11 protein-coding genes are annotated in these 11,499 nt (G+C 68.6%); 5 read left to right on the top strand and 6 right to left on the bottom strand.

Going from position 1 to position 11,499, the window contains the following annotated elements; translation table 11 throughout:
• Positions 1 to 16: 16 nt before the first annotated feature.
• The 3 genes from glyS to glyQ all read right to left on the bottom strand — a co-directional run bounded on the left by glyS (position 17) and on the right by glyQ (position 3,735).
• Positions 17 to 2,149: a glycine--tRNA ligase subunit beta gene (gene glyS / locus AC1DXX_RS27355; protein WP_478137353.1), complete on the bottom strand. Its 2,133-nt coding sequence runs from the start codon at positions 2,147 to 2,149 to the stop codon at positions 17 to 19.
• A gap of 95 nt (positions 2,150 to 2,244) precedes the next feature.
• Positions 2,245 to 2,799 carry a metal-dependent hydrolase gene (locus tag AC1DXX_RS27360; RefSeq protein ID WP_478137354.1) on the bottom strand — a complete coding sequence of 185 codons (555 nt, stop codon included), beginning with the start codon at positions 2,797 to 2,799 and terminating at the stop codon, positions 2,245 to 2,247.
• A gap of 27 nt (positions 2,800 to 2,826) precedes the next feature.
• The gene (glyQ, locus tag AC1DXX_RS27365; protein ID WP_478137355.1) at positions 2,827 to 3,735 is read right to left on the bottom strand and encodes a glycine--tRNA ligase subunit alpha; all 909 of its coding nucleotides are present in this window, start codon (positions 3,733 to 3,735) and stop codon (positions 2,827 to 2,829) included.
• A 201-nt stretch (positions 3,736 to 3,936) separates the two neighbouring features.
• Here glyQ and AC1DXX_RS27370 point away from each other — a divergent pair, with 201 nt between their 5' ends.
• The 3 genes from AC1DXX_RS27370 to AC1DXX_RS27380 are packed head-to-tail and all read left to right on the top strand — an operon-like array spanning position 3,937 to position 6,552.
• Entirely contained in the window at positions 3,937 to 4,902 is a 966-nt protein-coding gene (locus AC1DXX_RS27370; protein WP_478137356.1) for a diacylglycerol/lipid kinase family protein, read from the top strand.
• On the top strand, positions 4,899 to 5,723 hold the full coding sequence (locus AC1DXX_RS27375; protein ID WP_478137357.1) for a metallophosphoesterase family protein: 825 nt from the start codon (positions 4,899 to 4,901) through the stop codon (positions 5,721 to 5,723). Before AC1DXX_RS27370 ends, AC1DXX_RS27375 begins: the two co-directional genes overlap by 4 nt.
• A 10-nt stretch (positions 5,724 to 5,733) precedes the next feature.
• Complete coding sequence (locus AC1DXX_RS27380) at positions 5,734 to 6,552, top strand: phosphatase PAP2 family protein (RefSeq protein WP_478137358.1); 819 nt, start codon at positions 5,734 to 5,736, stop codon at positions 6,550 to 6,552.
• 6 nt (positions 6,553 to 6,558) lie between these two features.
• Here AC1DXX_RS27380 and AC1DXX_RS27385 read toward each other — a convergent pair whose 3' ends face one another.
• A complete protein-coding gene (locus tag AC1DXX_RS27385) occupies positions 6,559 to 7,638 on the bottom strand; it encodes an asparaginase (protein WP_478137359.1) in 1,080 nt (359 codons plus the stop codon).
• Between the two features lie 149 nt (positions 7,639 to 7,787).
• Between AC1DXX_RS27385 and AC1DXX_RS27390 the strand changes: the two genes are divergently transcribed.
• Positions 7,788 to 8,465: a TetR family transcriptional regulator C-terminal domain-containing protein gene (locus AC1DXX_RS27390; RefSeq protein ID WP_478137360.1), complete on the top strand. Its 678-nt coding sequence runs from the start codon at positions 7,788 to 7,790 to the stop codon at positions 8,463 to 8,465.
• A 740-nt stretch (positions 8,466 to 9,205) separates the two neighbouring features.
• On the top strand, positions 9,206 to 10,312 hold the full coding sequence (locus AC1DXX_RS27395) for a hypothetical protein (RefSeq protein ID WP_478137361.1): 1,107 nt from the start codon (positions 9,206 to 9,208) through the stop codon (positions 10,310 to 10,312).
• A 24-nt stretch (positions 10,313 to 10,336) separates the two neighbouring features.
• Here the strand turns inward: AC1DXX_RS27395 and AC1DXX_RS27400 are convergent, their stop codons facing one another.
• Both AC1DXX_RS27400 and AC1DXX_RS27405 read right to left on the bottom strand, forming a co-directional pair.
• On the bottom strand, positions 10,337 to 10,978 hold the full coding sequence (locus tag AC1DXX_RS27400; RefSeq protein ID WP_478137362.1) for a hypothetical protein: 642 nt from the start codon (positions 10,976 to 10,978) through the stop codon (positions 10,337 to 10,339).
• Between the two features lie 31 nt (positions 10,979 to 11,009).
• A partial coding sequence (locus tag AC1DXX_RS27405) for a DUF899 family protein (RefSeq protein WP_478137363.1) occupies positions 11,010 to 11,499 on the bottom strand: 490 nt, incomplete at its 5' end.

An 11,499-nucleotide genomic window follows, 5' to 3' on the forward strand; every position in this document is an offset into this window, starting at 1 on the left:
GGAATCGTCGAAGGGATCAAACGGCCAACCGCTCGAGCTGCGCCACGCGGTTCATCGCGGCGTGCAGCGACATCAGCAGGCCCAGGCGGTTGAGCCGCAGGTCGGCCTGCTCGGCATTGACCATCACGTCAGTGAAGAAAGCATCGACCGGCTCGCGCAGCGCGGCCAGCGTCTGCAGCGAGCCGGTGTAGTCGCCGGCGTCGAACTGGGCGTTGGCGGCGGGCACGACCTGCGCCATGGCGGCGTGCAGCGCCTTCTCGGCGGGCTCCTGCAGCAGCAGTTCGCTGACGTGCGCGTCGGCTTCGGGCGCCTTCTTGAGGATGTTGCCGATGCGCTTGTTGGCCGCGGCCAGCGCGGCGGCGGCGGGCAGTGCGGCGAAGGCGCGCACGGCAGCCAGCAGCTTGGGCACTTCGCCCAGGCGCTGCGGACGCGGAGCCAGCACGGCATCGACCTCCTGTGCGCTGGCGCCCTGCTCGCGCAGGCTGCCGGCAAGGCGGTCGAGGATGAAGTCCTGCAGCTCGACGGTGGCCTTGCCGCTGTCGAAACCGTCGATGTCCTTGAACTGCGCGGCGGCGTCCTGCAGCAGTGCGTCGAGGCCCAGCGGCAGGTCCTTCTCGATCAGCATGCGAAGCACGCCCAGCGCATGGCGGCGCAGCGCGAACGGATCGCGATCGCCGGTGGGCAGGTTGCCGATGCCGAACATGCCGACCAGCGTTTCGAGCTTGTCGGCCAGCGCGACCACGAGGCCCACGCTGTTGCGCGGCAGTTCGTCGCCGGCGAAGCGCGGCTTGTAGTGGTCTTCGATCGCATCGGCCACCGCGGCGTCGAGGCCGTCGTGCAGCGCGTAGTAGCGGCCCATGGTGCCCTGCAGCTCGGGGAATTCGCCCACCATGTCGGTCACGAGGTCGGCCTTGGCGAGCTGCGCGGCTTGCGTCGCCTGCGCGGCCACCGTGGCGTCGCCGAGCTTCTCGGCAATGCCGCGCGCGATGTGCATCACGCGCTGCACGCGCTCGCCCTGCGTGCCGAGCTTGTTGTGATAGACCACCTTGCCGAGCGACTCGACGCGCGAGGCCAGCGACTTCTTGCGGTCCTGGTCGAAGAAGAACTTGGCGTCGGCCAGGCGCGGGCGCACCACCCGCTCGTTGCCCTCGATCACCGCGCTCGCATCGTCGGGGCTGATGTTGCTGACGACCAGGAACTTGTTGGTGAGCCTGCTCGAGGCGTCGAGCAGCGGAAAGTATTTCTGGTTGGCCTTCATCGTGAGGATCAGGCATTCCTGCGGCACTTCGAGGAACTCGCGCTCGAAGCTGCAGACCAGCACGTTGGGGCGTTCGACCAGCGCCGTCACTTCGTCGAGCAGCGCCTCGTCCTGAATGGGCACGGAGCCGCTGCCGACCTGGATGGCCGCGGCCGCGAGCTGGCGCGCGATTTCGGCGCGGCGCGCCTCGAAGCTCGCGATGACCGCACCGTCTTCCTGCAGCTGCAGCGCGTAGCTGTTGGCATCGCGCAGCACGACCGGGTCGACCGCCGCCTCGAAGCGGTGCCCGTGCGTTTCGCGGCCGGCCTGGAGGCCCAGCGCCTCGATGGGCACCACGGTGCCGCCATGCAGGGCGACGAGGCCGTGCGCGGGGCGCACGAAGCTCACGCTGCTCCAGCCCGGCAACTCGCAGCCGCTTTCGAGCTGGTAGCTCATGACCTTGGGGATCGGCAGCTTCGCAATCGCTTCGGCCAGCGCCTTCTGCAGGCCTTCGGCCAGTGTGGCGCCCTTGGCGGTGCTCTCGTAGAACAGGGCTTCGGCCTTGCCGTCCATCGCGCGCTTCAGGCCGGGCACGGCCGAGGCGTCGGCGCCCAGCGCGCCCAGGCGCTTGAGCAGTGCGGGCGTGGGCTGGCCCGAGGCATCGAGCCCCACGGCCACGGGCATGAGTTTTTGCGACACGGCCTTGTCGGCGGCGCGCTCGGCCACGTGCGTGAGGTGCGCAGCGAGGCGGCGCGGCGAGGCATAGGCGGTGAGCACGGCGCCCGCCTCGACAAGCCCCTGCACCACCAGCTGGTCGCGCAGCACGCCGGCAAAGGCGTCACCGAGCTTCTTCAACGCCTTGGGCGGCAATTCCTCGACAAACAGTTCGACAAGAAGGCTGGCAGACGACATGGCTCAGAGGGATAGGACGAAAACTGCGCCGCGAACGGCGCCGGTCACGGGCGCGCAGCGATGCGGCACCGTGGAAGGGAAAGAGAAGAAAGGGTTCATGCGGCAACGGCGCCGTTGTGGCGCCGCTCCATGCCGCGGCGCGCCGCGAACGCGAGCACCGCCACCATCAGCAGCGGCGCCCAGACAGTGACCATCTCGTTCAGCAGCACCTGCGCGCCGCGCGGCGAGAAGAAACGTTTCAGCGCGATCGGCGACACCTCGATGGGCCGCCATGGGCTGAAATAGCGCGCGTCGCTGAACGGCCAGAAGAAGGCGATGCCGATGCCGCCGTTGGTCAGCATGTCCAGCAGCGGATGCGACATGGTGCACAGCGCGATCCATGCCCAGCCCACCGCCCGGCGCATGCCCCAGCGCGGCGCGAGCCACCAGCCGGCGAGGCCGAGCAGCAGCGCGAAGAGCAGGGTGTGCGTGAAGCCGCGATGCCCCGCCATGCCGCCATAGGCGATGCCGAGCTTGAAGGCCAGGCCGTCGAAGTCCGGCACGATGGAAGCGAGCATGCCCGCGAGCAGCGCCGGCACCGGCACGCGCCGCGTGCCCAGCGCGACGGCTGCGCAGACGGGAACGGCGACGTGGGTGAAGATCGTGGGCATGGCGGCTGGGCGGGCAAGCAATCAGGATCAGGCGGCCTTCTTCGGCGGCATCTGTGCGACCCATTCGCGCGGCGCCATCGGGAAGCCCAGCCGTTCGCGGCTCTCGCAATAGCTCTGCGCCACGCTGCGCGCGAGGTTGCGGATGCGGCCGATGTAGGCGGCGCGCTCCGTTACGCTGATGGCGCCGCGGGCGTCGAGCAGGTTGAAGCTGTGCGCGGCCTTGAGCACCTGTTCGTAGGCCGGCAGCGCGAGCTGCTCGGTCATGAGGTGCTTGGCCTGCTTCTCGTGCGCGGCAAAGGCGGTGAACAGGAACTCGGCGTCGCTGTGCTCGAAGTTGTAGGTGGATTGCTCGACCTCGTTCTGCTTGTAGACGTCGCCATAGCTCAGGCCTTCGGTCCAGGTCAGGTTGTAGACGTTGTCCACGCCCTGCAGGTACATCGCGAGCCGTTCGAGGCCGTAGGTGATTTCGCCGGTGATCGGCTTGCAGTCGATGCCGCCGACCTGCTGGAAGTAGGTGAACTGGGTCACTTCCATACCGTTGAGCCAGACTTCCCAACCCAGGCCCCAGGCGCCGAGCGTGGGGTTCTCCCAGTCGTCCTCGACGAAGCGGATGTCGTTCTTCTTGAGGTCGAAGCCCAGCGCCTCGAGGCTGCCGAGGTAGAGCTCGAGGATGTTCGAGGGCGCCGGCTTGAGCACCACCTGGTACTGGTAGTAGTGCTGCAGGCGGTTGGGGTTCTCGCCGTAGCGGCCGTCCTTGGGGCGGCGGCTGGGCTGCACGTAGGCGGCCTTCCAGGGCTCGGGGCCGAGGGCCCGCAGGAAGGTGGCGGTGTGCGAAGTGCCCGCGCCGACCTCCATGTCGTACGGTTGCAGCAGCGCGCAGCCCTTGTCGGCCCAGTACGACTGCAGTTTGAGAATGATTTGCTGGAAGGTCAACATGAAGCTGGCCGGCGTGGCCGGACATTGGACGGTAGCGCGGTGATGCACCGCGAAAGCGGACGATTTTACGTTCGGAGGGCAACTCTCCCACAGCGGGCCGGGATGCCGGCTGCTCGCGCCGCCCCGAAGGCCGTGCGACAACCACCGACCGGCTGCACCCAGCAGCCCCTTCCGAGCCCGCTTTTCCCTGCCTCCACAGACATGTCACCGCCCCACATCGGTCCGAACTCTCCGTTTTTCATCGTGCTCGACGCCGGCTCCGGCAGCGAGGACGCCGCCGAGGCCCGCCGGGTCATCGAGGAAGGCTGCACGACGGCCGGCCGCAGGCACCGCATCTTCCTGGTCGACGGTCCCGGCCGGGTGCAGGCCCTGGCGCGCGAGGCCGTCGAGCGCGCCCGCGCCGTGGGCGGCGTGGTGGTGGCCGCGGGCGGCGACGGCACCATCCATGCGGTGGCGCGGGCCACGCTCGGCAGCGGCTGCGCCTTCGGCATGCTGCCGCAGGGCGGCTTCAACGACTTCAGCCGCGCCCACGGAATCCCGCGCGACACGGCGCAGGCGCTGCAGGTGCTGCTGAGCGAACAGCCACGGGCCGCGCAGGTGGGGCTGGTCAACGACCGGGTGTTCCTGGTGAATGCCAGCATGGGCCTGTACGCCGATCTGCTGGAAGAACGCGAACCCTGCAAGGCGCACGATGGCCGCGGCCGCTGGACCGCACTCTTCGCAGGCCTGTTGACGGTGATGCGCGGCCATCGGCACTGGAACCTGCGCATGGCCTGGCGCGGCCGGGAGAAGGACATCCGCACGCCGACGCTGTTCGTCGGCAACAACCCGCTGCAGCTGCTGCAGGTGGGGGGCGCGCATGCCGATGCGCCGGAACAGGGGCAGCTGGCGGCGGTCGCGCTCAAGCCGGCCGGGGTGCTGGCGATGCCCGGGTTGCTGGTGCGCGGCGCGCTGGGGCGGCTCGGAAACGCCGACCAGGTGCTGAGCTTTCCCTTCGAATCGATGACGGTGAAGGCCGGCCGCCTGCGCTCGCCGCGCCGCGTGAAGGTGGCGACCGACGGCGAGATCGGCTGGGCCGAGATGCCGCTGCTGTTTCGCGTGTCGCCCGAGCCGCTGTGGCTGGTGCGGCCCGATGTCGCGCCGGCGCTGGAGGCCGCGAAGCAATGAGCTGCCTGCTGCAGATTTCCGACCCGCATTTCGGCACCGAGCAGCCCGAGGTGCTGCAGGCGCTCGAACGGTTCGCGCACGCGCTGTCGCCGCAGCTCGTGCTGCTGTCGGGCGACATCACGCAGCGCGCCACGCATGCGCAATTCGCGGCAGCCCGCGCCTTTGTCGACAGGCTGGCGGCGCCCGCCATGCTGGCCATTCCGGGGAACCACGACATCCCGCTGTTCCATCTCGCGGCGCGGTTCTTCGCGCCCCATGGCCGCTACGCGAGCGCCTTCGGCGCCGACCTGGAGCCGGTGTTCGAGTCCGCCGAATGGCTCGTCGTCACGGTCAACACGACGCGCTGGTACCGGCACGTGGAGGGCGAGGTGTCGCCGGCACAGATCGACCGGGTGGCGGCGCGGCTGGCGGCGGCCTCGCCTTCGCAGCTGCGCGTGGTGGTGACGCACCAGCCGGTGATGGTCACGCGGCAGGAAGACATGTCGCACCGGCTGCATGGGCGCGAGGCGGCCGTCGCACGATGGTCCGAGGCGGGCGTCGACCTGGTGCTGGGCGGCCATATCCACCTGCCCTTCGTGCGCTCGCTGCACGACGCCTTCTCCGGCTGCAGGCGCACCGCATGGGCGGTGCAGGCCGGCACGGCCGTGTCGACGCGCGTACGGGCCGGGCGCCCCAACTCGGTGAACGTGGTGCGCCCCGACATGGCGGAGGGCGTGCGCGCCTGCCGGGTGGAGCGCTGGGACTACGCGGCCGGCGACAAGTCCTTCGGGTGCGCCAAAGTATTCGTGCTTCCGCTTGCCAACGGTGCAGCGGGCCCTTAGGGTGCGCCGCATGCCGATGGAAGCTCCCCCTCTCGTTCTCCTTGCCCAGCAACTCGGCGCGCATGCGCTGGGCTGGTTTCTTTCGATCTGGACCGTGTCGGTGCTGGGCGCCGGCGCAGCCTGCCGGGTGCTGCAGCGGCGCCATTTCAAGGCCCCGGATACCGACGAACCCAGCGAGCCGCGCCTGGCGGCCGGGCTGGCGGCGGGTTTCCTGCTGGTTTTGGCGGCGGCGAGCGTGTTCGCCTGGATCGCCTCGAACCTCTCGGACGGACGCGCGATGGGTCTGGCCGACCAGGCGCTGGCCGACGCCATCGGCACGCACGTGCCGTGGGCCGCCCTGGTCGCGTTCAGTTGGCTCACCCATCTGGGCGACGCCGCCTTTCTCGCGCCGGTGTGCCTGCTGGTCGCGCTGGTGCTGTGGCGCCACGCGCACCACGGCCTCGCATGGGGCTGGGTGCTGGCGCTTGGAGGCATCGTGGTGCTGAACCCCGCGCTCAAGCAGATCTTTGCGCGGGCCCGTCCGCTGCACAACCACGGGCTGGCCCTGGAAACGAGCTTCAGCTTCCCGAGCGGCCACAGCGCGGGGGCGATCGTGAGCTATGGAATGCTGCTGTACCTGGCGCTGCGCACGCTGCCGGCGCGCTGGCATGTGCCGGCGGCGATGGCGGCTGCGGCGGCCATCCTGGCCATCGCCTGCAGCCGCATCTTCCTGCAGGTGCACTTCGCGAGCGATGTGGTGGCCGGCCTGTTGACCGGCTTCGCCTGGCTGCTGGTGTGCGTGGGCAGCCTGGAATACGCGCGGCACCGCAAGCGCCGCACCGCGCGCTGACCGGGATCAATACTCCCAGAAGATTCGCTGCAGTTCCTTGGTGCTGCTGGTCTTGGTGAGGGCCACCATCGCCAGGATGCGGGCCTTCTGCGGGCGCAGGTCGTGCGCCACCACCCAGTCGTACTTGTCGTCGGGCTGCTCGGCGTTGCGGATCACGAAGCCGTCGGGCACGCGCGAGCTGCGAATGACGATCACGCCGTCGGCGCGCGCCTTCTGCAGGTTCGGAACGATGCGGTCGGCCACCGAGCCGTTGCCCGTGCCGCCGTGGATCAGCGCCTTGGCGCCGCTCTTGGCAATGGCGTCGATGGCGATGGACGACACACCTTCGTAGCCCATGGCGATCTCGACCGGCGGCAGCGCGGTGATGCTGTCGATGTCGAACTCGGAGTTCATGGTGTGGCGCTTGACCGGTGCGCGGAACCAGTAGTTCTTGCCCTCGACCACCATGCCGAGCGGGCCCCACTGGCTCGAGAAGGCGCTGGTCTTGATGTTGACGCTCTTGCTCACGTCGCGGCCGCTGTCGATGTTGTCGTTCATCGTCACCAGCACGCCCTTGCCCGCTGCGTCCTTGCTGCCCGCCACGTTGACCGCGTCGTACAGGTTGAGCGCGCCGTCGGCCGAGAGCGCCGTGCCCGGGCGCATCGAGCCGACCACGACGATCGGCTTGCTGGTGTGCACGGTGAGCGTCAGGAAGTAGGCGGTTTCTTCCAGCGTGTCGGTGCCGTGGGTGATGACGATGCCGTCGACGTCCGGCTGCTTCGACAGCGCCGAGACGCGCTTGGCCAGCGTCAGCAGGTTGTCGTTGGTCAGGCTTTCGGACGCGACCTGGAACACCTGCTCGCCACGCACGTTGGCGACCTTGGAGAGCTCGGGCAGCCCGGCGATCAGCTTCTCGACGCCGACCTTGGCGGCCGCGTAGGTGGCGCTGTTGACGGCCGAGGCGCCGGCACCGGCGATGGTGCCGCCGGTGGCGAGGATGACCACGTTGGGGAGCCCTTGGGGGGCCTGCTGGGCCTGTGCGAAGGCGCTGGCGGCAAACAGGGCGGCGCCGGCGGCGAAGGCCCTGAAGCGGGGAGAGAGGTACATGAAAGACTCCTTGGTTTGAGACGAATTTCTCGAGGCGGCGAGGAAGATACATGAACCGTGCCCGCATGCACTGCGCCGCCATGCCGGCACGGCATGCGGCCATGCGCCGTAGGATTACCATCGGTCGGGCGCACCCGCCAACCCATGCCATGAACGCCGATACCGCCGCCCTGCCCCCCGCCACCGCCCAGGAAATGCCCGCCCCCGACGGCCCGCTGTCGCGCGCCCGCCCGGGGCGCGAACGCATCATGGCCGCCATCCGCACCGCGGCGGTGACCGAATTCAGCCTGCATGGCCTCAAAGGCGCCTCGACCCAGGCGATCGCGGCGCGCGCCGGCCTCACCAAGCCCCAGCTGCACTACTACATCGCCGGCAAGGAAGAGCTCTACGAAGAGCTGCTGATGCAGGTGCTGCACGACTGGAAGGTGGTGTTCTCCTTCGAAGACGCCAGGGACCCGGGCTCGGTGCTCGAGGACTACATCCGCAAGAAGCTCGACCATGCCTTCGACAACCCCGAGATCTCGCGCATCTTCACGCGCGAGATCCTCGATGGCGGCCGCAACCTCGACCGCTACTGGCCCAATGCGCGGGCCTGGACGCAGAAGAAGGTGGACGTGATCAACGGCTGGATCGCGCGCGGGCAGATGCGCCCGCTCGATGCGCGCATCTTGCTGATGCACATCTGGGCCATGACCCAGAGCTATGCCGACTACGCGATACAGACGCGCGTGATGCTCGGCCTGGAGCGCGATGCGCCGATCGACCGCGAGCCCGTCGCGCGCGAACTCGTTTCATTCGTGCTGAACGGCTGCGGCATCAAGGGCTAGATCGTCACGATGGGCCCAGCGGCCTTGTTCCATGGCCCCGCTGCCACGGCAATCGCCGCGTTACCACTCACCCACTTCGCGGACACGCTGGTCCAGCTCCCATTCCAGCCGTTCCAGCTGCTGCAGCCGCTCGCGTGCGCGTCTTTCGTTGGCCCGCCGCCTGCCAGTGAGCCTGGCCAGCCCGCGAGAAATCATCGACAGCATCAGGTGAGGCTTTGTGACACCCCTCATCGGTGCAGGTATTGGAATGTGGCGAAGGCCATTCATGCCATGTCTCCTCAGTCAGCGTTCAATCAAACAGGGCAACGCGGTGTGCAGAAAATCCGCCGGGCCCGTCCTTGCGGGTAGGCAGCTTCACGTTCAATTCATGAACAGCACAGCAAGCAGTCACTGTAGAAATTGCACCGCATGCGCACATGAGCGGTGCGCACCTTCTCCGGGGAGACAATTGCCCCGCTCCCTCCCTCTACCGCCCATGACAAAGCGCCTGCCAGGGGCAGGAATGAACGGAGCAGAGCGGCAAGTCGGTGCGCCGCACGGCTCCGCGACCGCGCGACCGAGGCAATCCAGAACGCCGCAGCTCTAGCCCTTTCCTCTTACTCCCCCCTGCACGGCAGCCGGTCCCGGCGAGCGCAGTGACTTTCGGCACTGGCGACACCCGCGCCGCGCTTCTACCTTCGCACGCTTCGCCGCCGGGCTGTTCCGCTGCGGCGAATCACGTACAGAGGAGTTTGAGGATCATGAGAACAAGATTGTTTTTGGTGGCCATGGCCACGGCCGCGCTGGTCGCCTGCGGTGGTGGTGGCGGCAACTCCGGGAGCCTCCCGATCGGCGGGGTGCCACTGCCGCCTGGGCCCGGCGCCGGCCCGAGCCCCAGCCCGGAACCGCCCCCCGAACCCAACCCGGCACCGCCCCCCACACCGGTCAGCGCCCACTACAAGTTCCTGACGTTCAAGCAGGACCGCGACCCCAACGTCGATCCGCCCGAGAAGCGCTACGACGACTACATCGCGCTGCTGAACCGCGAAGGTGCCGCGGGCTACCGCTACCTCGACGGCGTGGCCGGCGGCACCATCGTCACGCTCCAGGACCAGTTCATGATGGTCAAGGACACCGAGACGACCTACAGCTACGAATACAAGCGCTTCGAGATCGACATCCAGTCGAGCGACGGATTGCCGCGCCTGCTGCAGCAGATGAAGGAACAGGGCGCAAAAGGCATGGTGTTCGTCAAGCTCCTCGGCATGATCGATCTCAATGCGAACAACAACGGCGAATTCGGCGTGCTCTATCGCAAGGACGCCGGGTCGTCGGCCACCTACGACTTCACGGCGGCCGACTTTCCTCCGGCCTCCGCCGATCTCGTGAACCTGGCGAATGCCCAGGGCGCCAACGGCTTCAGGCCCTGGGCCGCGCCGGTCATCCGGGGCCTGACGCAGCAGTTCTTCATCAAGGACCAGAGCAGCCCGGCTCGCTACGAGCTGAAGGCGGTCATCAGTCCGCTGAGCGTGGTCGGCGGGGAGGTGAAAGACGTCAAGGCCCAGATCCGCGACCAGGGCGCGGCGGGCTACCGCCTGCTGAAGTCGCGCTTCATGGAAGACGGGAAGGAATTCATCCTCTATCTCAAGGACACGACGCAATCGAGCCGCTTCGAGTACGAATTCCTCGAGAACCCGGACACCGTCTTCGGTCTCCAGGAGGCCAACGCGGTGCAGGCGAACGGCCAGACCGCGACCGGGCTGCGCTACTTCGGCCTCCCCGATACACCGGTCTTCTTCAGGTCGCTGAGCTGCAACGGACCGCTGTGCGTGTCGCCCTACGGCAAGGAAATCGAAGACGGTAGCTGAGCCGCCACGGAGCACCCTGAACAACTATCGGAGTGCGATCAGCAGCACGCCGGTGATGGCCAGCGCCGCGGTCCAGGCCCGGCGCGGCATCGTGCCGCTCGTCAGGCGAGGGTACCTGGCGAGGCCGCGGCACACGCCGCCGGCGATGAGGCCGGTCGTGACCAGCATCGCGGCCGTGTGGACGCCGACGGCCGCCAGTGCCAGGACCATCGAGCCCGACGCGGTGATCTCGCGCGCCGGATCGCCTGCAAGGCACAGCGGCATGAGCGCCGGCACCAGCATCAGCCCGGCCCCGTGCGCGGTGGCCATCAGGAAGGACCAGAGCGCGATGCCGGCGTGGCCGGACGGCGCGCGCATGGGCGTGTGCATGAGGGTGCGCGGCGCGGCACCGCGCAGCAGACGGCACAACGCCGCGCCGACGAGCAGCGCGCCGGCCAGGCCCTGCACCAGCGCAGGGTCCAGCGACAGGCCTTGTGCAAAGGCACAGGCCACGATCGCGACCGACGCCGCGTGCCCGACGGCGATGGGCAGCAGGGCGCGCCGCGCCTGCGCCGCGTCGTGCGCACGCACGCCCCATGCGGCGGCGAACATCCAGCCGGTCGCCGGGCTCAGCCCGTGAAAAGCACCGACGCCGGCGACGGCGATCCACGGCCACAGGTTCGTCATGGCGCATCCGTCCGGGCGGGAGGGGGCGGGCTCAGTCGTGCGATGCGCAGCACGAACCGGCTGCAGCGGCTGGCGCCGGCTCGTAGCGGTCGTGATGCCGCACCCAGTCCATGGCGTAGACCGGGTTGTGCTCGTCGCGGCCCTTGGGGGTGAGATCGAGCAGGCTGTACGTGCCCATCATCACTTCGACACCGCGCTCGTAGGTCGAGTAGGTGTGGAAGACCTCGCCCGCATCGTCCTTGTAGAACACGCTGATGCCGGGCGCCTCTTGCGCCGGGAAGGGCCGCACGCTGTAGTTGTAGTAGACCTCGCCCTTGCCCTCGGCCCATTCCTGCGGCTTGAAGCTGACGCCGAAGTCGTAGTTGAAGTCGCTGTCGTACGCCGACACCCACTTGAACTGCCAGCCCATGCGCTGGCGAAAGCGCTCGATCTCGGCCAGCGGCGCACGCGAGACGACCAGCAGCGTGACGTCGCGGTGCGCCAGGTGCACGCGCATGCCTTCGATGTGATCGGCCATGAAC

Source organism: Variovorax sp. P4_B10 (assembly GCF_056402375.1).